General features: G+C 60.9%; 23 protein-coding genes. 8 read left to right on the forward strand and 15 right to left on the reverse strand.

Annotated elements, in window-relative coordinates:
* Positions 1-202 precede the first annotated feature (202 nt).
* Entirely contained in the window at positions 203-973 is a 771-nt protein-coding gene (locus DBR00_RS12615; RefSeq protein WP_108488540.1) for a nuclease-related domain-containing protein, read from the forward strand.
* Positions 974-1244: 271 nt separating this feature from the next.
* Positions 1245-1823, forward strand: a complete 579-nt coding sequence (locus tag DBR00_RS12620; RefSeq protein ID WP_108488539.1) for a GIY-YIG nuclease family protein — start codon at positions 1245-1247, stop codon at positions 1821-1823.
* Between the two features lie 28 nt (positions 1824-1851).
* On the opposite strand, the gene DBR00_RS12625 is transcribed toward DBR00_RS12620, so the two are convergent.
* The 4 genes from DBR00_RS12625 to DBR00_RS12640 all read right to left on the reverse strand — a co-directional run bounded on the left by DBR00_RS12625 (position 1852) and on the right by DBR00_RS12640 (position 6546).
* A complete protein-coding gene (locus tag DBR00_RS12625; RefSeq protein ID WP_256583007.1) occupies positions 1852-3243 on the reverse strand; it encodes a DNA cytosine methyltransferase in 1392 nt (463 codons plus the stop codon).
* Positions 3244-3327: 84 nt separating this feature from the next.
* Positions 3328-3513 carry a helix-turn-helix transcriptional regulator gene (locus DBR00_RS21085; protein ID WP_256583031.1) on the reverse strand — a complete coding sequence of 62 codons (186 nt, stop codon included), beginning with the start codon at positions 3511-3513 and terminating at the stop codon, positions 3328-3330.
* A gap of 482 nt (positions 3514-3995) precedes the next feature.
* A complete protein-coding gene (locus tag DBR00_RS12635) occupies positions 3996-5357 on the reverse strand; it encodes a bifunctional diguanylate cyclase/phosphodiesterase (protein WP_108488538.1) in 1362 nt (453 codons plus the stop codon).
* Positions 5358-5448: 91 nt separating this feature from the next.
* Complete coding sequence (locus DBR00_RS12640) at positions 5449-6546, reverse strand: GGDEF domain-containing protein (protein WP_108488537.1); 1098 nt, start codon at positions 6544-6546, stop codon at positions 5449-5451.
* Between the two features lie 296 nt (positions 6547-6842).
* Here DBR00_RS12640 and tyrS point away from each other — a divergent pair, with 296 nt between their 5' ends.
* Complete coding sequence (gene tyrS / locus DBR00_RS12645) at positions 6843-8084, forward strand: tyrosine--tRNA ligase (protein WP_108488536.1); 1242 nt, start codon at positions 6843-6845, stop codon at positions 8082-8084.
* Positions 8085-8293: 209 nt separating this feature from the next.
* Here the strand turns inward: tyrS and speB are convergent, their stop codons facing one another.
* Both speB and DBR00_RS12655 read right to left on the reverse strand, forming a co-directional pair.
* Positions 8294-9265 (reverse strand): agmatinase, encoded by a 972-nt coding sequence (gene speB / locus DBR00_RS12650; protein WP_108488535.1) that lies wholly within the window; start codon positions 9263-9265, stop codon positions 8294-8296.
* A 10-nt stretch (positions 9266-9275) separates the two neighbouring features.
* Positions 9276-10355, reverse strand: a complete 1080-nt coding sequence (locus tag DBR00_RS12655) for a polyamine ABC transporter substrate-binding protein (protein WP_108488534.1) — start codon at positions 10353-10355, stop codon at positions 9276-9278.
* A gap of 113 nt (positions 10356-10468) precedes the next feature.
* On the opposite strand from DBR00_RS12655, the gene DBR00_RS12660 reads away from it, so the two are divergent.
* Positions 10469-11383 (forward strand): LysR family transcriptional regulator, encoded by a 915-nt coding sequence (locus tag DBR00_RS12660; protein ID WP_108488590.1) that lies wholly within the window; start codon positions 10469-10471, stop codon positions 11381-11383.
* Here the strand turns inward: DBR00_RS12660 and DBR00_RS12665 are convergent.
* The 3 genes from DBR00_RS12665 to DBR00_RS12675 form a co-directional block, all read right to left on the reverse strand.
* The gene (locus tag DBR00_RS12665) at positions 11380-11583 is read right to left on the reverse strand and encodes a hypothetical protein (RefSeq protein WP_108488533.1); all 204 of its coding nucleotides are present in this window, start codon (positions 11581-11583) and stop codon (positions 11380-11382) included. The genes DBR00_RS12660 and DBR00_RS12665 overlap by 4 nt on opposite strands.
* Before the next feature lie 177 nt (positions 11584-11760).
* Positions 11761-13698, reverse strand: coding sequence for a M48 family metallopeptidase (locus tag DBR00_RS12670; RefSeq protein WP_108488532.1), 1938 nt, complete (start codon positions 13696-13698; stop codon positions 11761-11763).
* Positions 13699-13710: 12 nt separating this feature from the next.
* A complete protein-coding gene (locus DBR00_RS12675) occupies positions 13711-14307 on the reverse strand; it encodes a LemA family protein (protein WP_108488531.1) in 597 nt (198 codons plus the stop codon).
* A 197-nt stretch (positions 14308-14504) separates the two neighbouring features.
* Here DBR00_RS12675 and DBR00_RS12680 point away from each other — a divergent pair, with 197 nt between their 5' ends.
* The 4 genes from DBR00_RS12680 (at position 14505) to DBR00_RS12695 (ending at position 17469) form a co-directional block, all read left to right on the forward strand.
* Positions 14505-15095: a TetR/AcrR family transcriptional regulator gene (locus DBR00_RS12680; protein ID WP_108488530.1), complete on the forward strand. Its 591-nt coding sequence runs from the start codon at positions 14505-14507 to the stop codon at positions 15093-15095.
* The gene (locus DBR00_RS12685) at positions 15092-15976 is read left to right on the forward strand and encodes an alpha/beta fold hydrolase (RefSeq protein WP_108488529.1); all 885 of its coding nucleotides are present in this window, start codon (positions 15092-15094) and stop codon (positions 15974-15976) included. Before DBR00_RS12680 ends, DBR00_RS12685 begins: the two co-directional genes overlap by 4 nt.
* Positions 15977-16003: 27 nt before the next feature.
* Positions 16004-16411: a PaaI family thioesterase gene (locus DBR00_RS12690; RefSeq protein ID WP_108488528.1), complete on the forward strand. Its 408-nt coding sequence runs from the start codon at positions 16004-16006 to the stop codon at positions 16409-16411.
* 401 nt (positions 16412-16812) lie between these two features.
* Positions 16813-17469 carry an endonuclease I family protein gene (locus DBR00_RS12695; protein WP_108489888.1) on the forward strand — a complete coding sequence of 219 codons (657 nt, stop codon included), beginning with the start codon at positions 16813-16815 and terminating at the stop codon, positions 17467-17469.
* Positions 17470-17475: 6 nt separating this feature from the next.
* Here DBR00_RS12695 and hutC read toward each other — a convergent pair whose 3' ends face one another.
* From hutC to DBR00_RS12725, 6 genes are all read right to left on the reverse strand, one after another.
* Positions 17476-18189, reverse strand: coding sequence for a histidine utilization repressor (gene hutC / locus DBR00_RS12700; protein WP_108489887.1), 714 nt, complete (start codon positions 18187-18189; stop codon positions 17476-17478).
* Positions 18190-18391: 202 nt separating this feature from the next.
* A complete protein-coding gene (gene hutH / locus DBR00_RS12705; protein WP_108489886.1) occupies positions 18392-19945 on the reverse strand; it encodes a histidine ammonia-lyase in 1554 nt (517 codons plus the stop codon).
* Complete coding sequence (gene hutU, locus DBR00_RS12710; RefSeq protein ID WP_108489885.1) at positions 19942-21624, reverse strand: urocanate hydratase; 1683 nt, start codon at positions 21622-21624, stop codon at positions 19942-19944. The genes hutH and hutU overlap by 4 nt, the downstream gene beginning before the upstream one ends.
* Positions 21621-22619 (reverse strand): formimidoylglutamase, encoded by a 999-nt coding sequence (gene hutG, locus DBR00_RS12715; RefSeq protein WP_108538066.1) that lies wholly within the window; start codon positions 22617-22619, stop codon positions 21621-21623. Before hutG ends, hutU begins: the two co-directional genes overlap by 4 nt.
* Complete coding sequence (gene hutI / locus DBR00_RS12720) at positions 22609-23844, reverse strand: imidazolonepropionase (RefSeq protein ID WP_108490697.1); 1236 nt, start codon at positions 23842-23844, stop codon at positions 22609-22611. The genes hutG and hutI overlap by 11 nt, the downstream gene beginning before the upstream one ends.
* A 190-nt stretch (positions 23845-24034) precedes the next feature.
* Positions 24035-25813 (reverse strand): acyl-CoA dehydrogenase C-terminal domain-containing protein, encoded by a 1779-nt coding sequence (locus DBR00_RS12725; RefSeq protein WP_108538067.1) that lies wholly within the window; start codon positions 25811-25813, stop codon positions 24035-24037.
* Positions 25814-25879 lie beyond the last annotated feature (66 nt).

Genomic DNA, 25879 nt, shown 5'->3' on the forward strand with positions numbered 1-25879 from the left:
ATTGAATGTAACGTATACATGACCCAGCAGAAAATCAACGCCACTGCGGCTACTCAGCCAGGGAAGCGCTAAAGGGTTTGTGAGCCGAATAGCCGGAATATTCGGCTCACGCCATGAGGCGAATGTCGCCATTTAATACGTTCGTCCATTTGCGCTTAGTTTCGGTACTATCCGCTTAATTCAGGATTCCGGAGGTTGAGAAATGGACTTCACCCCTATCATCGCCCAGGTCTGGGGCACGCTCGGCTGGGTGATCCCGCTGATGCTGATGCTCGGCCTACTCAAGTCGCCTTGGGCCAAGGGCCATATCGGCGAACTCCTGGTGAGGCTGTTTGCCCATTGGCAGCTGGATAAGCAGACCTACCGCCGCCTGCACAATGTCACCCTGAACACGCCAGACGGCACCACGCAAATCGACCACGTATTCCTTTCGCCCTACGGCATCTTCGTGCTGGAAACGAAGAACATGAGCGGCTGGATCTTCGGCAGCGAGAATCAGGCACAGTGGACGCAAAAATTCCCTAAGCACACCTTCAAATTCCAGAACCCGCTACGGCAGAACTACAAGCACCTCAAAGCGCTGGAAGCCACCCTTGGCGTTAACCCCGAGCACCTGCACTCGGTGATCACCTTTGTTGGCGGCAGCACCTTCAAAACCGACGTGCCGCCCAACGTGACCCAGGGCATCGGCTTTATCCGCTATATCAAGTCATTCCAGCAGCCGGTATTTAGCGCGGCTGAAGTCGACGCCATGCTGCAAGCCCTGCAAACCGGCCGCCGCGCGCCGACCCTCGCCACCCAGCGCGAACATGTGCAAAACCTTAAGCGTCGGAGTGATCCGACAGCTGAGCGACAGTGCCCGAAATGCGGCAGTGCGCTGCTGATTCGCACCGTGAAATCAGGGGCGAAAGCGGGGCAGCAGTTTTGGGGATGCTCGGCGTTCCCCAAGTGCAGAACAATGCAGACTTTTTAAATCACAGATACTAGAGAAGGCGTGCCTACCCTCATTGAGCTCAACAAGTCACAAAAGAAACGATTCAAAAAAGAAACAAATTTGTCCACTTTCCCATTTATGACAACCACAGATATGCTTGATTACCTTGAAATATTCTACAACCCCGTTCGCAGGTACGGTTTTGCTGACGAGCTGTCATCTGTAGCGTTTAAGCGACGCTACGTACTAAACGGCTCGTGAGCATTTATGAAATTCCTCCCGGGCCAAACATACTGATTCCAGGATAGAGATGACGGACTTTGCTTTCAGGAAACAAGCAGTCAGAACGCTGACCACTAAAATCGGCGTCTATGCACTTTGCGACCTAGACAATATTCCTATTTACGTTGGCCAATCGAAGGACGGGATTCGCAGCCGAGTGTCAAGACACCTTACATCAGCGCGTTCGGACATCATTGCCAACAGGCAAATCGATGTGTGGGAAATTGCATACGTTTGGACGTATCCCGTAGCCTCAAAGGACGCCATCAACGATCTTGAAGCTCAACTGTTTCATGCGTTCAACCAAACATCTCAGCTGATGAACGGCACTGTTCCTCTAGACCGAGGCTATGGGGCTGCGCCAAAACCCGAGCAAATTGTCCAGGTTATGCCGGATGACGAACTTCGAGAACGCAAGGATGCGACACAGAGACTGCCTCGCCAAGCAGGCCATTACGCACAGATTGTCGGCCATTTCCTCGCCGTCAAGAATTCACCTCAGATCGCACGAGCAATGGATGCTCATTTTGGTCGCCTTCAGAAATACCACAGAACGTTACTCGGGCTCGCGGAGGCTCAGCCTGACGAAGGAAGCGACAGCGACTGATACCGTGCGCCCCTTGGTGCAACATTCATCATGCGACCTTGTCTTTTTGGATGGGAACTACCTCGCACATACCGGACAGTATTGGCTCAAAAATATACTCCGCAAGGTGACGTACTACAGGAACAGCCACGCCATCCCCCACCACGTGGTATGCATCGTTATAGTTACTTGGGAGCTTATAGGCATCGTCAAGCCCCATCAGGCGCGCAGCTTCGCGCGGAGACACCAAGCGTGAGCGGATCTTCTTCCCTTCGACAACAAGGATGACTTGCCGGCTCGATCCACCAGCCGGGGTGCGCAAACAACCTGCAATGTCGTCGAACCGAACTTCGGCGCGCTGCACCTTGTTGCCCAGCTCATCGAGACGTGTACGCTTGTATAGGCCTCCCACCATGCGCCTACCCGACTTTTGCGCTGCACGGACCTTTTCTAGGTTAGTAGGACTCATCATGGCTATGAGCTGTTTTGTTTTCTCCGCGCTATCCCACTTCACGCCTTCAGGGTGCTCTTCGATCAGCCCGATAAAAGTAGTCTCCCTTTCTTGCGGAACTGGCAAATTCCACCACACCCAGGCTTCCCGAGCTTTCTTCGGCAGCGCGGCATAGGCTTTCAACATTCGCTCTGGGTGCCACGGACCGACAGGAACTTGGGACATCAACATTGGCGGAAGTTCCACGTCAGGCCGCACCCCTACAATAAAGACACGAGGGCGCGACTGCGGAACAAAATGGCGTGCGTCGATCACCATTGCGCCAAACCGGTAGCCCGCATCACAGAGGACTGAGCCGATGGCTGCGAAATCTTCGCCATTGTTAGAGGTTAGTACTCCATAGACGTTTTCAAGCACAATCACTTTGGGAGCACGCTTTTCGGCCATAAGATCACGCATAAGTTGCCAGAACGGCCAAAATGTACCTGAACGGGTCTGCCGCTCATCCTGTTGACGTCCGATACCCTTATAAATACCTGCTAACGAAAGGTCTTGGCACGGAAAGGATGCCCACACTAGGTCAGCTTGACCTGGCAACTGCTTGGTGGTGACTTTGTTAATGTCTTCCACGAGCAGATCCAAACCGCCATCCCAGTTATCCCGGTAAACGCGACCTTTCATCGGGTCGAAGTCATTAGCGAAAAGGCAGTCCCAGCCCTCGCCCAAACCTGCACGCGCCATCCCTCCCCCGGCAAAAAATTCGTAATAACGACGCCCTAAACGAGCATCGTGCGCTGGTCGGGTTTGAGCCAATTGTGTATCACGATGAATCTTTTCATCGATTGCTCGTGCAATCCAAGCACTCATGGTCATTTTGCCCCCGTCCGCACGACACAGGTTGTTTACCGCTTCATGCTGCGTATGTGTAAGGCGAAGACTAGTACGATAGTCGGGGGAATGAGTCATGATGTATCCAATTAATGGCGCCAAATTTAGGCTCCGCGAGAATACCGGGCTTACAGGTGTTGTCAACCCTCACGCGGCCAGGCGTTGCAACCTACGCTACGATCACCATCAGTCAAATACGCCTTGGATTTCGTCCAGCGTGGGCATGACAGCGGGTACCATGGCAAGCTCACAGTCCGACGCCCCCAGGACTCGTGCATAAGCGACCATACCCACAGACAGGTCACCCTTCTCGATGGCGATAACCTTCTCCTGGATGATGCCAGCCAAGGCAGCGAGTTTGGCTTGGGTCAGCCCTCAATTCAGGCGGCGCTGCCGAACCTGGGCACCCAGGCGCGTTGCTATAAGGGAATAATCTATGTTCTGTATACATGACATAACAGATGAAATGTAACGTATACATAACTCTTTAAAAAATCAAAGCGGACGCGGAATTAAAGGCGAGTGCTAACAGCTAATCCGCAACACAGCCAGCAGAATTAGAGCAGAAACCGCCCGATGGAAGAGAAAACCTGACCGTTTCGCGGTACAAAAAACAGTACGCTAGCGGTACAGTGCCCAGCTCATACCAATTTCGCAAAATTACGCTCAACAACAGTAACCACGCTACTTCCAGCTCACTGTACCTGCGCTAACCTACGCACGATTTCACTGGGCTTGCAGCGTTTCTAGGCAACTCATAATCCTTTACTCCACGGTTCGAGTCCGTGTGGGTCCAACAAACAAAAGCCGCGTATTACGCGGCTTTTGCAGTCCTGCTTAGCGCTACGCGCCTGTCAGCCATTCTGGCGTTGCACAAAAGCGCTGAAAGCCTCGAGTGGCAGGGGCTTGCTGAATAGGTAGCCCTGAAACTGTACACACCCGTTACTCAGCAGAAACTGCTGCTGCGCGGCGGTTTCCACGCCTTCGGCGATCACCGACATGCCCATGCTTTGCCCGAGCGCGATAACAGTGCGCACGATGGTTTCACTGCTGCTGTCGGTGAGTACGTCGCATATAAAGGATCGGTCGATTTTCAGCGTGTTGAGGGGCAGTCGTTTGAGGTGGCTGAGGGAGGAAAAACCGGTGCCGAAATCATCCAGGGAAAACCGCACGCCGCGCTCACCGAGCACCTGCATCTTGTTCAGCAAGTCATCGATGTCTTGCACGATCAGCGTCTCGGTCAATTCCAACTCCAGGCGACTGGTCTCAATCGCCTGTTCATCGACGAGTTTCAGCAGGTCGATTGCAAAGTCGGCCTGATGAAACTGTTTTTGACTGATGTTGACCGCCAGCCCCAAGGCGGCGTGGCGAGGGTCATCTTTCCAGCGATGCAATTGCTTGACGGACTGCTCCAGCACCCACTGACCGATCGGGATGATCATCCCGGTTTTCTCGGCGTGATCGATGAACTCCGCAGGGGGGACAAGACCCCGTTGCGGGTGCTGCCAACGGATCAGGACTTCGGCGCCGGTAACGCGGCCCACGTGGTTCAGCTGAGGCTGGAAATACAGCACGAACTGCCCGTCCCGCAGCGCAATCTGTAGATCACGGTCGAGAATAGAGCGCTCCGCCGCATCGCTTTGCAGGATGTGCAGCAGCACAAAGAGCATCAGCATGGCGGCACCGCCCTGGAACCAGGAGCCCACTGCTCTCACTTCATCGGGCAGGCTGTAGGCATGGGTTGGACTCCAGGGAGAGGATGCCAGGGCGGTAAACAGCACCAGGCACATCAAGGCAACACCGTAGCGTAGCCACAGGCTTTCGTTGCGAAATGACATCAGGGCGGCCACAGCCAGTGGCAAGAGGTACAAATGGGTCGCACGCGGCGCGCCGGCTGTGTGCGGGTCAAGCACCAGGGTCATGCCGACGATCACCAGAATGATCACCCCGAACAACAGCAAATTGGCACTGCGAACCTTGTTGCGCAGGGTGAGGATAAATACACCCAAGCCACACAGGATCAGGACAATGTCCATCAGCACGATGGCCCAGTACCCCCGTAACGCAAAAAAAACGCCCCAAAAACTACCCACCAGCAACAGCACCAAACTGGCCAGCACCCGCATACGCCGCTCACGGCGTTCGCCGATCAGGGCCAGATCGGTGGAATACCAAAGTTTGATGATTTGCCGGATAAAGGCCGAAAGGGCGCTCATTGAATGTCTCTAATAGACCTGTTTTGGAGCCGCGCAGGCGAATGGAGCACCCCGGAGCGCCCGAGTCAGTGTAGACGGCCATGCCGCCGCGTCATGTGCCATCGCTCGGCCCACGCGACACATCAATAACTGAGTCGCGGTAAACCAGGCGATTACGGCCCTGTTCCTTGCCCCGGTACAAGCGCTTGTCCGCGCAGCGATACAGTTGTTCCGCGCTTTCACCATCGGTGGGCCACTCGGCTAATCCGAGGGTCACACTGAGGAAAATCTGCTGTTCACCATAGAGCAACGCTCGGCTGGCGATCTGTTCACGCAGCATTTCCACCAGCGGCACGGCGGCTTGCTGATCCGTGTTGCGCAGCAGCAGACCAAATTCTTCACCGCCCAGGCGACCCAGGCTGTCAGTGTTGCGCAGGCGCTGGCTGAGGCTGTTGCAGATGTGGCGCAAGGCCTGATCGCCCGCATCGTGGCCGTACTGGTCATTGACCGCTTTGAAGTGGTCAACATCGAGGATCACCAGCACCAGACGCCCCTGGCTACGCCGGACTTCGCGCACACTCTGTTCCAGGCTCTGCTGGAAGCTGCCACGGCTGGCCACCCCCGTCAGCGCATCGGTTCGAGCCATTTGCTGCAACTGCTGGTGGGCCAGGGCACGCCGGGTTTCGTAGAGGTGCACGAAGATGATGATCATCACCCCGCAGAACACGGCATTACCCAAGTCGATCAGGCCTTCGGCATCCCAGCGTAGCGGATAGGTGTAGAGGTAAAGCAGGCAGGCGCCGAGTACAAAGGGCAGCGCCAGCAAGCTGCCGCGCGTGCGCCCAAGCAGTAGATAGGAGAGCACGGGGATGCTGTATACCCAGACGAAAGCCGTCTTGGAGGCATTGGGAATGACGATGATATACAGCAGAAAACTGAAGGTCGGCAGCAGGTAGAGGTACACCCAGGGCAACAAATTTCGCACCCGGATAATTCGCCAGGCGCCCCACAGCAAAATCCCGGTGACCAGTAACTCGAAACTGGCAAACAGGTAATTGCCAGCCATGAACTGCAACATGCAGAACACGCCGAGGGTCAGCCCGGTGGCAGCAAAGATCATGCGGATCAAGGAACGCTGGCCAATGTCCTGCATATCGTCGACAGCAGCACTTTTGTCAGCGCCCCGCTTGGCTCGCGATCGGAAGAACATGGCTCGGCCCTGCCCGGATGGCGGAGTGATGGCTCACTGTGCCTCAACTCGCGCCCTCAATACCAGATGGTTGCTGCACCGCAGTCAACCACGGGCGGTTGACGTGCTCGCCACAGCCGGTAAAGTGCCGCCCATGCACACACGTCATCTCTGCCCCATCGCTGCGTTTTATTACGCCCTGCTCCCTCTCACCAGGCGGTAGATGCGTTGTTGAATGTCCGATCCGCCTGAGGCGGCCCGGATAGCACACCCTCACTCCAGTCTCCTCAGGCCTTTGCCTTCACCAGGAGACACCTATGTCCAGCAACACCTTTGATCTGCTCGACCAGCTTGATGCCCGTGGTTTTATCCACCAGAGCACCGACCTCGATGGCCTGCGCCTGGCGCTCAACCAAGGCCCGCTCACCTTCTACCTTGGCTTTGATGCCACGGCGGACAGCCTACACGTCGGCCATTTGCAGGCGTTGATGCTGGTGCGCCACCTGCAACGCGCCGGGCACAAGCCGATCCTGCTGATTGGCGGCGCGACCACGCGCATCGGCGACCCGAGCTTTCGCGACAGCAGCCGACCAGTGCTGACGGAAGCGCAGATCCAGCACAACATTGCCGGGATTACCGGCTGCTTTGCCCGCTACATCCAGCTCGGCGATGGCCCCTGCGACGGTTTGGTGGTGGACAACGCCGACTGGCTGGACGGCATCGGCTACCTGCAGTTTCTCGATCAGGTCGGCCGGCACTTTTCCATCAACCGCCTGCTGACCTTCGACGCCGTGCGCAACCGCCTGGAGCGTGGGCATTCGCTGAGCGTTCAGGCGTTCGGCTACACCCTGCTGCAGGCCCATGACTTCACTGAGTTGGCGCGCCGACACAATTGCACCCTGCAACTGGGCGGAGCCGACCAGTGGGCGAATATCATCAATGGTGTGGAGTTGGGCCGGCGCCAGGACTGTCAGCCGCTGTTCGGCCTGACCATGCCGCTGCTGACCACCCGTGACGGGCGCAAGATGGGCAAATCCGCCAGCGGCGCGGTGTGGCTGAATGGCGACAAGCTCGCGCCGTACGACTTCTGGCAGTTCTGGCGGGATTGCGATGATGCCGATGTCGGGCGCTTTCTCGCCCTGTTCAGCGAACTGCCGTTGGATGAGGTGGCGCGCTTGAGCGCCCTCAAGGGCGCCGAACTGAACCAGGCGAAGATCATCCTGGCCAACGCTGCCACAGCCCTGGCCCACGGTGAACAAGCTGCCCGCGACGCCGCAGCCACCGCTCTGGCGTTATTTAGCGCAAAAGACACGGCTGCCGAGCTGCCACAGCTAAGCGTCAGCCCGGAAGACCTTGCTAGCGGTTTGAGCCTCACCGATCTGTTGCTACGCCATAACGTGCAGCCCTCACGCAGCGCAGTACGCCGCCTGGCGAGCGGCGGCGGTCTGCTGCTGGATGGCGAACGTCAGCGCAACCCAGACCAGCCGCTGCAGGCCTGGCAACTGGGCCGGCGGCTAAGCCTGGGCAAGAAGCGTCATTACCTGTTGCAGGCGCGGTGATGCACCGGTCATGGTTTTATCGCGGGAGGGGCTGGGCGGCATTCCGCTTTAGCCGCGATAACAGCCGTTAAAAGCTCGCCGCTAAAGCGCCTCCCACACACGACACAGGACAGCGTTAGCGTAGGGTGGACCCCGCTGCACCGGTCCACCAAGGGCAACCGTGCGGACGCCCAGGGTGGAAATAAAACGCGATTTCCAGCCAACGCCCGCTAGGTTTTTTCACCCAACTTATGCCGCGCGGCATACAGGCATACCAACTCCATCGCCACGGTGGCGCCCGCCAGTGCGGTAACTTCGGCGTGGTCGTAGGGCGGCGACACTTCCACCACATCCATGCCGACCAGATTGATCCCGCGCAGGGCGCGGAGAATTTCCAACGCCTGATGCGTACTCAGGCCGCCGCACACCGGCGTGCCGGTGCCCGGGGCGAAGGCTGGGTCGAGGCAGTCGATATCAAAGGTCAGGTACACCGGGTGATCACCGACTCGCGCGCGGATTTGCGCGGCGATCTGCTCCGGCGTGCTGCGGTGCACCTGACGCGCATCCAGCACCTGAAAGCCCATCACGTCGTCATTGGTGGTACGCAGGCCAATTTGCACCGAGCGCGAAGGATCGACCAGCCCTTCACGGGCCGCGTGGTAGAACATGGTGCCGTGGCTGACGCCTTGCTCGCTGTCATCACTGTCCGGCCAGGTGTCGCTGTGGGCATCGAAGTGCACCAATGACAGCGTGCCGTGTTTACGCGCATGGGCCTTGAGCAGCGGGTAGCTGATGAAGTGATCGCCGCCCAAGGTGAGCATGGCGCAACCGGCCTGCACGATATGCTCGGCGTGCGCCTCGATGGCCGCCGGAATCTTGTGCGGCAGGGCGTGATCGAAATTGCAGTCGCCGTAGTCGATCACCGCCAGGTGGTCGAAGGGGTCGAACTCCCAGGGGTAATGCCGCTCCCAGGCGCTGGTGATCGATGCCGCGCGAATCGCCCGCGGACCGAAGCGGGTGCCGGGGCGGTTGGTGGTGGCGGTGTCGAAGGGCACGCCGCTGACCACCAGATCCACGCCGGCTAGGTCGCGACTGTAACGCCGGCGCATAAAACTGGTGACGCCCGCATAGGTCGGCTCGGAGAAGGTGCCGTAGAGGCTGTCGCGGGTGAAGGCCAGGTCGTTGCCGTTGAATGCTTCCATTGCCTTGTCCTCAATACTGACTGCGGAAAGTGGTCCAGATGCGCGTGCGTTCACGTTGTTGGCGCAGCGGCATCAATTGCTCGGCAAACAGGCGTGCGCGCACCGCTTCACCGGGGTAGATATCGGCATCGCCGCTGATCGCCGGGTCAACCAGCGCCGTGGCAGCCTGGTTGGCGTTGGCGAAGAACACGTTGTTGGTCAGCTCGGCGATGGCCTCGGGGCGCAGCATGTAATCGATAAAGGCGTGGGCGGCCTTGGGGTGCGGCGCATCGGCCGGGATGGCCATGGTGTCGAACCACAGCAGCGTGCCTTCACGCGGGATGCGGTACTGCACCTCGAACGGCTGCTTGGCCTCAGCGGCGTTGGCCGCGGCCATGTAGGCGTCGCCGTTGTAGGTCAGCGCCAGGCAGATTTCGCCCTTGGCCAGGTCATTGATATGCCGGCCGGCGCCGACGTAACGCAGGTTCGGTTGCAGCTGGGTGAGCAGCTGCGCCACGGCATCGAGGTCGGCGCGGTCGCTGCTGTAAGGGTCTTTGCCGAGGTAGTTGAGGGCAATGCTGATTACTTCCTGCGGCGAGTCGATCACCGCGATGCCGCAGTCCTTGAGCTTGCTGGCGTACTCGGGCTTGAACAGCAGATCCAGGCTGTTCAGCGGCACGCCGGGCAAACGCTTTTCGAGCGCCTGAAGGTTGAAACCCACGCCAACCGTGCCCCAGGTGTACGGCAGGCCGAACTGGTTGCCGGGGTCGGCACTGGCGAGCTTGCTCAGCAGCGCCGAGTCGAGGTTCTGCAGATGCGGCAGTTGCGTGCGATCCAGCGGTTGCACGGCCTTGGCCTGAATCGCCCGAGCCAGGCCGCTGGAAGCCGGGAAGACGACGTCATAACCGCTGCCGCCGGTGAGCAGTTTGCTGTCCAGGGCTTCGGCACTGTCGAAGATGTCGTATTTGACCGTGATCCCGGTTTCATCCTTGAAGCGCTGCAGGGCTTGCTCCGGCAGGTAGGCGGACCAACTGTACAGGTTCAGGGCTTTTTCTTCGGCCTGAGCGGCGAAGGCGCAACACAGCAGCAACGGAGCAAGGGCCTGACGCATGGGAATGACCTCGGTAAAGGGGTGAGCTGGGCACATCCTGCCTGCCGGTTTGCTTAGCTTAAATATGAAGTGTTCTACTCTGGCATCGACATACATCAATGTTAGGCCCTGCCATGCTCAGCCAGTTACGCGACCTCGACCTGCAGTTGCTACGCCTGTTCGTCACCGTGGTGGAGTGCGGCGGTTTCAGTGCCGCCCAGGGCGAACTGGGGATTGGCCAATCGACCATCAGCACGCAGATGGCCAAACTGGAAACCCGCCTGGGCTTTCGCCTGTGCGAGCGCGGCAAGGCGGGCTTTCGCCTGACGCCCAAGGGTGAGCAGGTGCTGAGCGCCACACGCCGACTGTTCAGCGCCATCGACACCTTCAAGGACGAGGCCCAGGGCATGGCCGACAAGCTGCTCGGTGAGCTGCGCATCGGCCTGTCCGAAGGGCTGGCCGCGCAGGTGCTGGAACAGGTGGCCGAGGCCATCCAGCGCTTTCGCGCACGCAACCAGGCGGTGCAGATCGAACTGCTGACTGCCATGCCCGCCGAACTGGAGCGCCGCCTGTTGCAGAACCAGCTGCACCTGGCCATCGGCTACTTCTCCGGCAACCAGAATGCACTGGACTATCACCCACTGTTTCACGAACGTCAGGTGCTCTACTGCGCCGCTGAGCATCCGCTGTTCAGCCGCCGACAGATCAGCCGGGCCGACCTGCAGCAGGCGGACAGCGTGCGCCACCCCTACCGCTTTGTGAAGGCGCGCGAGCCGTTGCAGAGCAGTACCAGTTCGGCACAGACCGAACAGGTCGATGGCGCCCTGGCCTTTATCCTGTCCGGCAGGCACATCGGCTACCTGCCCGTGCACATCGCCGCCCCCTGGCAGGCCGCCGGGCGCCTGCGCGCGATCGAAGCCGACAGCCTGGGCTTCGACGTGCAGTTCCACCTGGCCAGCCACCGCGGCCAGTATCCTGGCGATGCGCAGCGGGCGTTTGTCGAAGACCTGCTACGGGCGTTCAGCGCCAGCCCATCGGCCAGCCCTTAACGCCGCTGCACAGGCTCATGCACAGGCGCCTGCCGCAACTGCTTACTCAGGCGGTCAATGGCGGCAATCGTCTGGCTGATGTCGCGGTGGATGCTCGGCACGCCCAGGCACGGCCAGGGCGATGCGTCAGCTGATAGCGGCTCGGCCTCCAGTTGCAGCTGTGGGTCGAAGAGATCGTGGGTCAGGGGAAGCAGGTGCATGACAGGCTCCTTGCCGGACAACCCGGCGTGACGGTTAAGGTCAGGAGGCAGTAAACAAGTGGCCAATCGGCCTAGCGGCAAGTCTTGTTGCTATGGCCCAAGCATCGGCGCCCGAAGTGACAGGTTGATGACCGCGCGGAGCCTGCCTGTTCAGACTCCGCCGCGAAGCCAGCGGCGTCAACCCACCTGCGCGCCATTGGTCGCATGCAGCAGCGGCGGGATCGGACAGTCCAGCAGGTCAGCCACCGCGCGCAGCAACTCGGCCTCGGCCACCTCGATACGCCCATCATGCTCAATGCAGCGCGCCATGGCCTTGAGCAGCCGTGGTTTCTGCAAGGGCTGCAGCTGGTTAAGCCGTTTGAGGGCGGCCTCCAAGGCTTTCAGATCGCACTGCGCTGCCGGTAGCAGGTTAAGCGCGTTATACGGCAGTTCGCCCGCCGCCTTTGCCAACGCTGCTTGCGCCTGGTCCGGCGGCACATTGCCGGCATGGGCCAGAAACGACAGCAACACCTGAGCGTCATCCAGCACTTCCAGCAGGTGAAAATGCCCACTGAGCCGCCGACTGGGGGCCAGGTTGCGCTCGACGATGCGCAGCAAGGTCCATTCCAGCAGCTCAACCTGGCCATCGGCACGGATCAGCCGTGCCATCACCGCACACAACGCGGCCGCCTGCTCGGCGCCCAGCTGCTTGAGCGCCGGCATGGCCAGGTCCAGCAGGGTCAACCGTTGGTTGCCTGGCAACTGGCGCAGCGGTTGTTCCAGCGCCTGCACATGTTCCATCAACTCGGCGCTGAGCAGTGGCTTGAGCATCTGCAGTTGCTGGTCACGCAAGGGCGTCACAGGCGCCAGCAACAAGCCATAGACCAAGGCCTGTGCGCCGCTGCCATGGTGCGCGGCCTGACGCAGCGCCGGGTGCAGCTCATCCAGCACTTTATGCGCCTGCTGCAGGTGGGCCGCACGTGGCTCCCCAATGCTGGCGATGGCCGCCGTGGCCGAAGCGGCGCTAAAGCCGGTCAAGGCCTGATCCCAGCCCTGGGCCACAGCACGTTGGTCTGCCGTGGCATCGGCAGGCAGCAGACTGAGGATCGAGACATCCGGGTAGCGCCCATCCCACTCCGGCGTGACGCGACGAATCCGCTCATCCAATGGCGGATGGGTCGCCAGCATGCCCTCCAGCGCCCGGCTGATACCGGCGGCGAAGTACATATGACTGAACTCGGCCGCATGTCCGGCGCGCAATTGCGAGCCATACTGGTTGCCGCCGATCTTCTGCAGCGCCCCGGCAATGCTCTGTGGATTGCGGGTGAACTGCACCGCCGAGGCATCGGCGAGAAACTCGCGCTGCCGGCTCACGGCAGCCTTGATCAGGCTGCCGAAGAACGTCCCGGCATAACCGAGCAGCCACAAGGTAGCGCCCACCGCGATGATCGCCGCCGCCGAATTGTCACGACTGGAGCGCGAACTGCTGCGGGAGCTGCTACGCAGCAGAAACCCACCGATCAGCCCCAGCAACAGAATGCCGTGCAGCACCGCCACCAGGCGTGTGTTGAGGCGCATATCGCCGTGGAAGATATGGCTGAACTCATGGGCAATCACCCCCTGCAGCTCTTCACGCGAGAGCAGGCTAACCGCCCCACGGGTAATTCCGATCACCGCATCCTGCGGCGTGAGGCCAGCGGCAAAGGCGTTAATGCCCGCATCATCCAGCACATACACCGGAGGCACTGGCGTGCCCGAGGCCAGGGCCATCTCCTCCACCACATTGAGCAGGCGCTGTTCTTCCAGGCTCTGTGGCGCGAGGTTGATCAACCGCCCACCCAGCCTTTCGGCCACTGCCTTGCCGCCGCGACTGAGCTGCAACCCCTTGTAGACACTGCCCAGCAGCACCACGCCGATTACGACCAGCGCGACCATCGCCACCTGCGGCCAACTGGGCAGTAACGTGCGCGGTCCATCCAGCAAGCCGAGAGACTGCGGGTCAGGACCGAATACCTGCCAGACCACGCCCAACGCCAGGCTGGTCAAACTGATCAAGCTGAGTACCGCCAGCACCATCAGGATCAGCAGGCGGCCGCTGTTACGCCGGGCGCGATCCTGTTGCTCGAAGAAATTCATCCCTGAGAGTCCTTAGAACGATACCTTCGGCGCTTCCTGAATCGCGGCGCTGTCGGCGAACTCCAGCAGGCTGGCGTCCTGGGCGTGGCCAAAGCTGGCAGCCAGCAATACCGGTGGAAACGCCTGCTTGTAGGTGTTGTAGGCCATAACTGCATCGTTGAACGCCTGGCGGGCAAAGGCCACCTTGTTCTCGGTGCTGCTCAGCTCTTCACTGAGCTGCTGCATATTGGTCGACGCCTTGAGGTCCGGGTAAGCCTCCAGGGTCACGTTCAGGCGACCCAGGGCACTGTTCAGCAGCCCTTCCGCGCCGCCCAGCTGCGCCATGCTTTGCGCGTTGCCCGGCTGCGCAGAAGCAGCCTTGAGCCCGGTCACGGCATTGTTGCGCGCGGCAATCACCGCCTCCAGCGTCTCGCGCTCATGCGCCATGTAGCCCTTAGCGGTTTCCACCAGGTTGGGGATCAGGTCATAACGGCGTTTGAGCTGCACCTCGATCTGCGCAAAGGCGTTTTGAAAACGATTACGCAGGGTCACCAACTGGTTGTAGATGCCAATCACGTAAAAGATCAGCGCCGCGACAACAGCCAGGAAAATCAGCGTGGAAATGGACATGGGGAAATCCTTATCAGCATGCGAGAAAAAGCAGATGGTAGCGGAAAAGTGTCGCAGCGAATGCTCAACGGCACAAAACTACACCCCCTGAACCTAGGCGTGGCCAACCTGGTGCTTGGCTTATGCGGTGGTATCCAGATGCCGCATGGTGGATAAATCCCTTGGCAAAATAGACCGACCGGTCTATATATTCACCTATGAAAAAGATCTCGACCCGCGACAAACTGATCCACGCCATGGCCGACGCCCTGCAGCGCAAAGGCCTGCACGGTGTTGGCCTGAATGAACTGCTGGAGGTAGCCGGCGCGCCCAAGGGCAGCCTTTATCACCACTTCCCCGGCGGCAAGAGTGAGCTGGCGGTGGCGGCTATTGACCATATCAGCCGGCATATCGACAGCCTGTTCAGCCAGCTCTTTACCCAGCAGCCAGACCCGCTCAAGGCGCTGCATAACTGGCTGCAGGGTGCACTGCAGCAGCTGGAAAACAGCCAGTTCGAGCGTGGTTGCCCGCTGGCCACCATCGCCCTGGAAAGCGGCCCGGAAGATGTGGAGATTCGCGCCGCACTGCAGCGCAGTTTTACCGCCGTGCGCCAGGCGTTGAGTGTGCAGCTGCATGCCTACGGCTATCCCCGCGAGCAGGCGGATAACCTCGCTGCACTGTTTGTCGCGCTGTATGAAGGCGGGCTGCTGCAAGCCCGCGTTGCTGGCAGCAGCGAGCCGCTCAAGCGTGCCGCGACTGCCCTGTTCAACCTGACCCGCGAACAGTTTCCGGGAGGAGCCTACCCATGAGCCTCAATACCCCTGCCATCCTTAGTGAAACCGTGCAGTTGCCGGCACTCGACGGTTATCCGCTCACCGCTACCCTGTATCACGCCCCAGAGCCGGTCGCGCAGCTGGTGATTGCCGGTGCCACTGGCGTGCCGCAGGGCTTCTATCGACGATTTGCCGAGTACGCGGCGCAGCGCGGCTACAGCACCCTGACCCTCGACTATCGCGGCATCGGCCAGTCGAAGCCGGCCAGCCTGCGTGGCTTCAAGATGGACTACCTGGATTGGGCCCACCTTGACCTGGCCGCTGCCGTCGATCAGCACCGTCATCCGCAGCGGCCGCTGTATATGGTGGGCCACTCCTTTGGCGGGCATGCCTTCGGCCTGTTGCCGAACCACGATCAGGTTCAGGGCTTCTACACCTTCGGCACAGGTGCCGGCTGGCACGGCTGGATGCCCAAGACCGAGCAGCTGCGTGTGCTGACCATGTGGCGACTGATCGGCCCACTGATGACCCGTTACAAAGGTTACCTGGCCTGGAGCAGGCTGGGCATGGGCGAGGACTTGCCGCTCGGGGTTTACACCCAGTGGAAACGCTGGTGCAGCTACCCGCGCTACTTCTTCGAAGATCCTCAGATGCCAGGCCTCGCCGAGCGTTTCGCTCAGGTCAGCACGCCGATCATTGCCGCCAATGCGCTGGACGACCTGTGGGCCCCGCCCGCCTCGCGCGATGCCTTTATGGCAGCTTACAGTTCCGCGCCCTATCAAGCGCGCACCATCGACTCAACCGCCAGCATTGGCGCCATCGGCCATATGGGCTACTTTCGCCCAGCCGCACAGACGTTGTGGGATGACACGCTGAACTGGTTTGCTGACCTGCAGGCGCAGCGCCAGGCTGCCTGAACAGCCCCAGCCAGAGAGGTGTCGCGGATGAGCATGATCCCCGCAGGCTTTACTCCGCTGTTTCGCAGCAGCCCCTTTCTGGATCTGCTCGGGCCGATCTACAACCAGCGCAGCGATACAGGCCTGGTGATCGGCCTGCGCGCTGAGGCCAAACACTGCAATGCCCGCGGCTTGGTACACGGCGGCGTACTCAGCAGCCTGGCGGATGTTGCCCTGGGCTATAACAGCGCCTTCGCCGAAGAGCCGCCAACCCCGCTGGTCACCAGCAGCCTGACCATCGACTACGTCGGTACCGCCAAACTCGGCGACTGGATAACCATCGAAACCGATGTGCAAAAGGTCGGAAAGAGCCTGGCGTTTGCCAATTGCTACTTTGTCGTCGAATCGGTGCGAATTGCTCGGGCGAGCGCGGTATTCAGCGTGCTCTCGCGTTGAAAGCGCACACAGGATAGACAGTGCACGCTGATGGCGGCCAGAAAGGGCCTGAAGGATAAACGTAAAAATACATGGGGCAGAAAAAAGAAAACCCCGCATTGCGGGGCCTTTGCAGACTGTTTGCTGACATCCTTGATCTGCTTGCCTTCCTGGCAGCTGTCCCACGTTTCCCTGTTGCTAAAGTGCGCTTCCTGCGCGACGTCCATGTGGGGCAGATTAGCCATCACCCGGCAGCGGGCATAGTGGCAATCGCCAGCACGCCGTGTAAGCCATGGCTTACACACGCAAACACGGACAACCAAGCAACTGCTCGGCTTTATTTTGTGACGCAGGTCTTGTTAGACTCGATCCTGTCTTACAAAAACAACAGACCCCGTCAACGGTGGTCACTGGGGCCATCCATGCGCTCATTGCTTCTTGCCATCGGCTGCCTGACAGCCAGCATCAGCCCACTTGCATTCGCCAATGGGCAAAATCAGCTTTCCGATCCCAAAGCCGCCGTGCAACTGTTCTGGAGCCAAGTCTATGGCCAGGGCGGGACGTCGCTGTATTGCGGCAAGGCGTTCAGTGAAGAGAACGGTCAGTTCAAGGCCAGTCCGATCTACAGCAGCAAACAGCTGAAAAGCGCGCTGCGCTGCGTGACCGATCGCCAGTGCGGAATCATGAACCCGCGTTATGTCTACATGGCATCGGACCTGCACAACCTCTACCCCGCCATGACCCGCGTCGAACTGGTGCGGCGCAATGCACAGTTCGGTGATCTGGACGACAGCGTACCGAGCAAGTTCGCCGACATCGGCTGTGACCTGAAAACCAGTTTCCAGCTCATAGAGCCACGCGATGAAGCCAAGGGCAATATCGCCCGGGCGATCTTCTACATGCACGTCGAATACGACTTGCCCATCGTCGGCCAAGTGCAGATGTACAAGAAGTGGCACCAGATGGACCCACCGGATACCGAAGAAAAAGCGCGCAACGACAAGATTGCCGACCTACAGGGCACGCGCAACCGCTTTATCGATAATCCCGAACTGGTCGAGCAGCAGATCAAAAACTGATCAGCACTAGCGGTGCAGCGTGTGCAGGGAGCGCAATTTATAGCGGTCACCCGGATGAATCAGCCGGGCGTAGCTGATCAAGTGATCGCCCGACCAGGTCCGGCGGGTCACGCTCAGGCACGGCGTGGCCACGTCGATATCCAGCCAGCGCGCCACAGCCTGATCCACCCGCACCGCCTCAACCACATGTTCGACATCGGAAATCGGGCAGCTGTTGACCAACACCTCGTTGGGCGTCTGCTTGGCAAAATCGCTTTGCAGATAATGCGGAACCCAACGCGGGTTAACGAAGCGGTCTTCCAGCTGAATCGGCACACCGTCTTCGCGGTGCACCAGCATGCTGTGAAACACCTCAGCGCCCACACGTAACCCCAGGCGCAGCGCCACTTCATCATCCGCCGCCAACGCTTCACAACGAATGATGTCATTGCTGTAGGCATGCCCACGGCCGCGCACTTCATTGGCAATGTTCAGCACTTCTTGCAGTGAGGATTCGGCCTTACGGTCGGTGACAAAGGTACCCAAGCCCGCTTGGCGCAGCAGATAGCCTTTTTGCACCAGATCGCGAATGGCTTTATTGGCGGTCATGCGGCTCACCCCAAAATCCCGCGCCAGTTGCTCTTCCGGCGGAATCTGATGATGAACCGGATAAGCGCCGCTATGGATGCGCTCCAGCAGGAACGCTTCGATGGCTTTATAACGCGGGGTGGTACTGCTCACAGCGGCTCCTTGGGGATGCTACCCGGTGCGCGGATGATAACGCCCGCCACAGACGACGGGCAGCCCCGCCTGATGCCTTGGATGGTCAGGAGTCGGATGTAGGTTGGGTTGAGCGCAGCGAAGCCCAACAGGCGGAGGCTCTGGCAACCGCGTAGCCTGCCAGGCAGCCGTTGGGCTTCGTCGCGTTGCTCCTCAACCCAACCTACGCCAGCGACGGCAACAGGCCGCTCGGCAGTAACGGAGTCAGCACGCGGCTCGCCAGCAGTTGATTGGCGGCCTCGATATCCGGAGCAAAGAAGCGGTCTTCCACATAATACGGAACCTGCGCACGCAAGGCGTGGCGCGCTTGCTCGAGCAGCGGCGAGCTGTGCAGCCCCTGGCGGAAGTCCAGGCCCTGGCAGGCACCCAGCCATTCGATGGCCAGCACGCCACGGGTGTTGGCGGCCATTTCCCACAGGCGTTTGCCAGCGGCCGGAGCCATGGACACATGGTCTTCCTGATTCGCCGACGTCGGCAGGCTGTCGACGCTGTGCGGATGGGCCAGCGCCTTGTTCTCGCTGGCCAGGGCAGCAGCGGTGACCTGAGCGATCATAAAACCGGAGTTGACCCCGCCATTGGCCACCAGAAACGGCGGCAATTGCGACATATGTTTGTCCATCATCAGCGAGGTACGCCGTTCGCTCAGTGCGCCGATTTCGGCAATCGCCAGGGCGATATTGTCGGCGGCCATGGCCACGGGCTCGGCGTGGAAATTGCCGCCGGAAATCACATCGCCCTCAGCGGCGAACACCAGCGGATTATCCGACACGGCGTTGGTTTCCACCGCCAGCACCTCAGCGGCTTGGCGCAGCTGGGTCAGGCAGGCACCCATCACCTGCGGCTGGCAGCGCAGCGAATACGGGTCCTGCACCTTGTCGCAGGCTTCATGGGAGCGGCCGACCTCGCTGCTGTCGCCGAGCAGGTGGCGATAGAGGGCCGCTGCATCGATTTGCCCGCGCTGGCCACGCGCCGCATGAATGCGCGGGTCGAACGGTGCACGCGAGCCCAGTGCAGCCTCCACCGTCAGTGCGCCGCAAACAGTGGCGGCGGCAAACAGATCCTCAGCCTCAAACAACCCGCGCAACGCATAGGCGGTGGACACCTGCGTACCGTTAAGCAGCGCCAAGCCTTCTTTGGCGGCCAGGGTCATCGGCTGCAAACCGGCGATGGCCAATGCCTTTGTGGCGGGCAGCCATTGCCCCTTATAGCGCGCCTGGCTTTCACCCAGCAACACCAGCGACATGTGCGCCAAGGGAGCCAGATCGCCAGATGCGCCGACCGACCCCTTGAGCGGAATATGCGGGTAGACCTCGGCATTGATCAGGGCGATCAGAGCGTCGATCACCTGCAGGCGAATACCGGAAAAACCACGCGCCAGGCTGTTGACCTTGAGCAGCATGATCAGCCGCACCATGGCGTCGTCCAGCGGCTCGCCGACGCCGGCGGCATGCGACAGCACCAGCGAACGCTGCAGCTTTTCCAGGTCTTCATTGGCGATACGGGTTGAGGCCAGCAAGCCAAAACCGGTGTTGATGCCGTAAGCCGTGCGGCCCTCGGCGATGATGCCGTTAACGCAGGCCACGCTGGCCTCGATGGCCTCGATGGCCTCGATGGCGGCGTGAGCGCTGGCATCCAGTTGCAACTGCAGCGGCGCTTGGTAAACAGCACGCACATCGGCCAGGCTCAGCTGACCGGGGTGCAGGGTAAACAGGCTCATGCGGGGGCTCCTTGGGTGGCGGCAATCATGGGCAGGTCGAGGCCCTGTTCGCGGGCGCAATCGACAGCCATTTCATAACCGGCATCGGCGTGGCGCATCACCCCGGTGCCCGGATCATTTCTCAGTACTCGACCCAGACGGGCGCGGGCGTCGGCGCTGCCGTCAGCGACGATCACCACCCCGGAATGCTGCGAAAAGCCCATGCCAACCCCGCCGCCGTGGTGCAACGACACCCAGGTCGCGCCGCCCGCAGTATTCAACAGGGCGTTAAGCAATGGCCAGTCAGACACCGCGTCGGAGCCGTCCTGCATGGCTTCGGTTTCGCGGTTGGGGCTGGCCACCGAGCCGGAGTCCAGATGGTCGCGGCCGATGACGATCGGGGCTTTCAGCTCGCCGCTGGCGACCATGTCATTGAAGGCTTGCGCCAGACGCGCGCGATCTTTCAAGCCGACCCAGCAGATACGTGCGGGTAACCCCTGGAAACTGATGCGCTCGCGGGCCATGTCCAGCCAGTTGTGCAAGTGGGCGTCGTCCGGGATCAGCGCTTTGACCTTGGCGTCGGTTTTGTAGATGTCTTCCGGATCACCCGACAGCGCCACCCAGCGGAACGGGCCAATACCGCGACAGAACAACGGGCGGATATAGGCTGGGACGAAGCCGGGGAAGTCGAAGGCGTTATCGACGCCCTCCTCCAGCGCCATCTGGCGGATGTTGTTGCCGTAATCAAAGGTCGGCACGCCCATCTGCTGGAAGGCCAGCATGGCGCGCACGTGCACGGCCATGGACTGCTTGGCGGCGTTGACCACCCGCGTTTCCTCGGTTTTGCCACGGGCCACATACTCATCCCAGCTCCAGCCAGCCGGCAGGTAACCGTGGCGCGGGTCATGGGCGCTGGTCTGGTCGGTGACCATGTCCGGGCGCACGCCACGGCGCACCAGCTCCGGGAATATTTCGGCCGCGTTGCCACAGAGGGCGATGGACACCGCTTGGCCTGCACGGCAGTAACGGTCGATACGCGCCAGGGCGTCGTCCAGATCGCTGGCTTGCTCATCGACGTAGCGGGTCTTCAACCGGAAATCGATGCGCGACTGCTGGCATTCGATGTTCAGCGAGCAGGCACCGGCCAGGGTTGCCGCCAACGGCTGCGCGCCGCCCATGCCACCGAGTCCTGCGGTGAGTACCCAGCGGCCCTTGAGGTTGCCGCCGTAATGCTGGCGACCGGCTTCAACGAAGGTTTCATACGTGCCCTGAACGATGCCCTGGCTGCCGATATAGATCCAGCTGCCGGCAGTCATCTGCCCGTACATGGCCAGGCCCTTGGCGTCCAGTTCGTTGAAGTGTTTCCAGGTGGCCCAATGCGGCACCAGGTTGGAGTTGGCCAGCAGCACACGCGGCGCGTCTTTGTGCGTTTCAAACACGCCGACCGGCTTGCCGGACTGGATCAACAGCGTCTGGTTGTCTTCAAGGCGGGTGAGCACCTCGACGATTTTGTCGTAGCACGCCCAATCGCGCGCGGCGCGGCCGATGCCGCCGTACACCACCAATTCATTTGGGTTTTCGGCCACGTCCGGATCGAGGTTGTTCATCAACATGCGCAGCGGCGCTTCGGTCAGCCAACTCTTGGCGGTCAACGTGGTGCCACGGGCGGCACGAATGGTGGTGTCGCGATAACGGTTCATGGCGCGCTCCTTGTTGAGGGGTGAGGTAAGCCGGTCAGGCTCAGCAAATGGATAAGGCGGGCCGCCACCTTGGCGGTGCGGCTGTCGATGTCGTACTCCGGGTTGAGTTCGGCCAGATCAATCAGGCGCAGCTTGCCGCTGTCGCGCACCACTTCCAGCAGCGGCTCGAGCAGCACCAGCGGCACGCCACGCGCGGCCGGCGCACTGACGCCCGGCGCTTCGCAGGCGGGCAGTACGTCGATATCGATGGTCAGGTAAACCGCATCGCAGCCGGCCATAAAGCCTGAGAGTTCGGCGCTGATGGCCTGCAAACTGGACTCGCGAATCTCGCGGTCTTCACGCACCAGCACGTTCAACTCCGCGGCACGCTGGAACAGGGCGCGGGTGTTGCTGGCGCGGCTGATGCCCAAGCAGGCATAGGCGAACGGCCAACCACGGGCAGCGCAATCGTCGGCGATTTGCGCAAAGGGCGTTCCCGAGGAGTGGGCATGCGCCGGGTCGCGCAGGTCGAAATGCGCATCGAAATTGATAATGCCAATACGTGGGACGGCCATCCGTGGGGCGGCTATTTGTGAAGAGCTATCCGCCATGTGCCCGGCCAGGCCCAGCCAACTGCCAAAGGCCACTTCATGGCCACCGCCGAGCACAATGGGCAAATGCCCGGCATTCAACAGCGCACAAACGTTATGCCCTAGGCGCACCTGGGCGGCGTCCAGATCGCCATCGGCGCACAGCACATCGCCAGCGTCATAGGCCGCACCCTGACGGTGCCAGGCCAGGTTGGCCAACACCTTGCGCATGGCCGGCGGGCCATTTACTGCCCCGACGCGGCCCTGATTGCGGCGCACGCCTTCATCGCTGGCAAACCCCAGCAACGCCAAGCCCGGCGCACTGTCTACGGCAAGCGGCTGAATGCGCTGATGCCAGCGCGGGCTGTCCGCTTCGGGGTCAATCCGACCCTGCCAGAGCGACATGCAGTGACGATCAGCGTGCATGATGATCAACCTCGATAGGGTGGCAGATAACGCCGTTGACGATGCGCTGGCGTAAGCGCCCCGGTTGCACGGCATACGCCAGTTCGGCGGGCTGCTGCACAGCCCACAGGCACAGATCGGCAGGCGCGCCCACGGCAATCCGCCCCAAATCCGGCCGACCTAACGCGCGGGCCGCGTGCGCCGTCATGCCGGCCAGCGCCTCGCGTGGGGTCAGGCGAAACAGGGTGCAGGCCAGGTTGAGGGTCAGGGTTGGGAAGCAAATGGGCGCGGTGCCGGGGTTGGCATCGCTGGCCAGGGCCATGGGGATGCCGTATTGGCGCAGTAACTCGATGGGCGGTAACTGGGTTTCGCGCAGGGTGTAAAAAGCCCCCGGCAATAGGGTGGCGACCGTGCCGGCGGCGGCCATGGCCTGTACGCCGGCCTCGTCGAGGTATTCGATATGGTCGGCTGACAAGCCCTGATAACGCGCCGTCAGCGCGCTAGCGCCTTGATTGGACAATTGCTCGGCATGCGCCTTAATCGGCAAGCCATGACGCTGCGCCGCTTGAAAAATCCGCTCGCACTGCGCCGGGCTGAAGGCGATGTGCTCACAGAACACATCCACCGCATCGGCCAGCCCTTGCGCGGCCACGGCAGGGATCATGCTCTCGCACACCAACGTCACGTACTCATCCGCGCGCTTGTGGTATTCCGGCGGCAGTGCATGTGCGCCCAACAGCGTGGTCAACACACGCACCGGGCGCAACTGGCCCAGTCGACGCGCCGCGCGCAACAGCTTCAGCTCGTCATCGAGGCTCAGGCCATAACCGGATTTGATCTCCAGCGTGGTCACGCCATCCGCGAGCAAAGCATCCAGGCGCGGCAAGCTGGCGGCGATCAGCTCGTCTTCACTGGCTGCACGGGTGGCGCGCACGGTGCTGAGGATACCGCCGCCGGCCCGGGCAATATCGGCGTAACTGACACCCTCAAGACGCTGCTCGAATTCACGGGCGCGATTACCGGCGTACACCAGATGGGTGTGGCAATCGACCAGACCCGGCGTCATCACCCCGCCGCGCCCCACCTCACGCGCATCGCTGAGCGCCGCCGCGTCGAACTCAGCCTCCGGGCACAGCCCGGCGATGCGACCGTCTTGCACCCACACGGCCATGAGTTGCGGACAGGTTTGCTCGCCATCAAACAACACAAGGTCACGCCATAACTGAATGGAGGATGCACGTGGCATGGTCAGGCTTCCGCTTTATTTGTATATACAAATAAACCTAAAAAACCTTTTCATCAACCCAAAGACCAATAAATGACTATACAAATAGACCGTGATGGCTTCCGACTTTAAAACCGTCACCGCGCTTTTCAGGCCGCCAAAACGCAAAACCCCGGCACGAGGCCGGGGTTTTGCGGTTACCAGACAGCGTTTAGAACTGCGCCGCGTCCAGCAGGTAGAGCGACTCGCTACCGGCCTTGACCGACGCAGTCAGGGAGTGGATACGCGGCAGCAGGCGGGCGAAGAAGAAACGCGCGGTGCCCAGCTTGCTGACGTAGAACTCGTCCTGATCCTGCTTGGCCAGTGCGGTACGGGCCATCAACGCCCACATGTAGGCGTAGGCGGTGTAACCGAACACTTGCAGGTACTCGACCGAAGCGGCACCGACTTCATTCGGGTTGGCCTTGGCGCGCTCCAGCAGGTCGCTGGTCATCAGTTCCAGGTTGGCGATGGCGTCTTTCAGCGGGTTGACGAACTCGGCCAGCGAGGCGTCGGCGCTGTCGGTGAAGGCTTTGATCTCTTCAGCGAAGTGCTTATAGAACGCACCGCCGCTGCCGACCACTTTACGGCCGACCAGGTCGAGTGCCTGGATGCCGTTGGTGCCTTCGTAGATCTGGGTGATGCGGCAGTCGCGGATCAGTTGCTCTTGGCCCCACTCGCGGATAAAGCCGTGGCCGCCAAAGATCTGCTGGCCGTGCACGGTGGTTTCCAGCGCCATGTCGGTGAGGAAGGCTTTGGCCACCGGCGTCAGCAGAGCAACCAATTCTTCGGCGCGCTTGCGGGTGGTGGCGTCTTCGCTGTACTTGGCGGTGTCCAACTGCATGGCCACATAGCTGGAGAAGGCACGGCCGCCTTCGTTCAGGGCTTTCATGGTCAGCAGCATGCGGCGCACGTCCGGGTGCACGATGATCGGGTCGGCGGCTTTGTCTTTAGCCACCGGGCCGGTCGGCGCACGGCTCTGGATACGGTCGCGGGCGTATTCCACGGCGTTCTGGTAGCTGCGCTCACCCAGGGACAGGCCCTGAATGCCGACGCCCAGACGCTCGTAGTTCATCATGGTGAACATGGCGGCGAGGCCTTTGTTCGGCGCATCGACGATCCAGCCGGTGGCGCCGTCGAAGTTCATCACGCAGGTGGCCGAAGCCTTGATACCCATTTTGTGTTCGATCGAGCCGCAGGACAGCGAGTTCTTCTCACCCAGCGAACCGTCGTCATTGACCATGACTTTCGGCACCAGGAACAGCGAGATGCCTTTCGGGCCAGCTGGGGCGTCCGGCAGTTTGGCCAGCACCAGGTGGATGATGTTCTCGGTCAGGTCGTGCTCACCACCGGTGATGAAAATCTTGGTGCCACTGATCTTGAAGCTGCCGTCGGCTTGCGGCTCGGCCTTGGTGCGAATGATGCCCAGGTCGGTGCCGGCATGCGGCTCGGTCAGGCACATGGAACCGGCCCAAACGCCGGAGTACATGTTCGGCAGGTATTTTTCTTTCAGCTCTTCGCTGGCGTGCGCGTTGATCGACAGGCAAGCACCGGCGGTCAGCATCGGGTACAGGCCGAACGACAGGTTGGCCGAGTTGACCATTTCTTCGACCTGCGCGGAGATCACCTTGGGCATGCCCATGCCGCCGAACACCGGGTCACCACCGACGCCAACCCAGCCACCTTCGGCATAGGTCTGATAAGCCTCAGGGAAACCGGCTGGGGTTTTCACCACGCCGTTGTTCCACGAGCAGCCCTCTTCATCGCCACTGCGGTTAAGCGGTGCAATGGTGCCCGCCATGACTTTGCCGGCTTCTTCGAGAATCGCTGCGGCGGTGTCTTCATCCACCACCTCGGCCAGGCCCGGCAATTGGGCCCACAGCTTGGACACTTCAAACACTTCATTGAGCACGAAGCGCATATCGCGCAGGGGAGCTTTGTAGTCAGCCATGGAGCAATCCTCGAACAAACCAACAGGTATACGGAAGTGTTTGAAGTCTAACCGAACACTATTTCA

It is taken from the genome of Pseudomonas sp. HMWF032 (genome assembly GCF_003060885.1).
GTDB lineage: Bacteria > Pseudomonadota > Gammaproteobacteria > Pseudomonadales > Pseudomonadaceae > Aquipseudomonas.

Excerpts from the sequence above, each read along its gene's own strand:
- DBR00_RS12615 (WP_108488540.1), top strand. The coding sequence starts at position 203 with ATGGACTTCACCCCTATCATCGCCCAGGTCTGGGGCACGCTCGGCTGG.
- DBR00_RS12620 (WP_108488539.1), top strand. The coding sequence starts at position 1,245 with ATGACGGACTTTGCTTTCAGGAAACAAGCAGTCAGAACGCTGACCACT.
- DBR00_RS12635 (WP_108488538.1), bottom strand. The coding sequence starts at position 5,357 with ATGAGCGCCCTTTCGGCCTTTATCCGGCAAATCATCAAACTTTGGTAT.
- DBR00_RS12640 (WP_108488537.1), bottom strand. The coding sequence starts at position 6,546 with ATGTTCTTCCGATCGCGAGCCAAGCGGGGCGCTGACAAAAGTGCTGCT.
- tyrS (WP_108488536.1), top strand. The coding sequence starts at position 6,843 with ATGTCCAGCAACACCTTTGATCTGCTCGACCAGCTTGATGCCCGTGGT.
- speB (WP_108488535.1), bottom strand. The coding sequence starts at position 9,265 with ATGGAAGCATTCAACGGCAACGACCTGGCCTTCACCCGCGACAGCCTC.
- DBR00_RS12655 (WP_108488534.1), bottom strand. The coding sequence starts at position 10,355 with ATGCGTCAGGCCCTTGCTCCGTTGCTGCTGTGTTGCGCCTTCGCCGCT.
- DBR00_RS12660 (WP_108488590.1), top strand. The coding sequence starts at position 10,469 with ATGCTCAGCCAGTTACGCGACCTCGACCTGCAGTTGCTACGCCTGTTC.
- DBR00_RS12665 (WP_108488533.1), bottom strand. The coding sequence starts at position 11,583 with ATGCACCTGCTTCCCCTGACCCACGATCTCTTCGACCCACAGCTGCAA.
- DBR00_RS12670 (WP_108488532.1), bottom strand. The coding sequence starts at position 13,698 with ATGAATTTCTTCGAGCAACAGGATCGCGCCCGGCGTAACAGCGGCCGC.
- DBR00_RS12675 (WP_108488531.1), bottom strand. The coding sequence starts at position 14,307 with ATGTCCATTTCCACGCTGATTTTCCTGGCTGTTGTCGCGGCGCTGATC.
- DBR00_RS12680 (WP_108488530.1), top strand. The coding sequence starts at position 14,505 with ATGAAAAAGATCTCGACCCGCGACAAACTGATCCACGCCATGGCCGAC.
- DBR00_RS12685 (WP_108488529.1), top strand. The coding sequence starts at position 15,092 with ATGAGCCTCAATACCCCTGCCATCCTTAGTGAAACCGTGCAGTTGCCG.
- DBR00_RS12690 (WP_108488528.1), top strand. The coding sequence starts at position 16,004 with ATGAGCATGATCCCCGCAGGCTTTACTCCGCTGTTTCGCAGCAGCCCC.
- DBR00_RS12695 (WP_108489888.1), top strand. The coding sequence starts at position 16,813 with ATGCGCTCATTGCTTCTTGCCATCGGCTGCCTGACAGCCAGCATCAGC.
- hutH (WP_108489886.1), bottom strand. The coding sequence starts at position 19,945 with ATGAGCCTGTTTACCCTGCACCCCGGTCAGCTGAGCCTGGCCGATGTG.
- hutU (WP_108489885.1), bottom strand. The coding sequence starts at position 21,624 with ATGAACCGTTATCGCGACACCACCATTCGTGCCGCCCGTGGCACCACG.
- hutG (WP_108538066.1), bottom strand. The coding sequence starts at position 22,619 with ATGCACGCTGATCGTCACTGCATGTCGCTCTGGCAGGGTCGGATTGAC.
- hutI (WP_108490697.1), bottom strand. The coding sequence starts at position 23,844 with ATGCCACGTGCATCCTCCATTCAGTTATGGCGTGACCTTGTGTTGTTT.
- DBR00_RS12725 (WP_108538067.1), bottom strand. The coding sequence starts at position 25,813 with ATGGCTGACTACAAAGCTCCCCTGCGCGATATGCGCTTCGTGCTCAAT.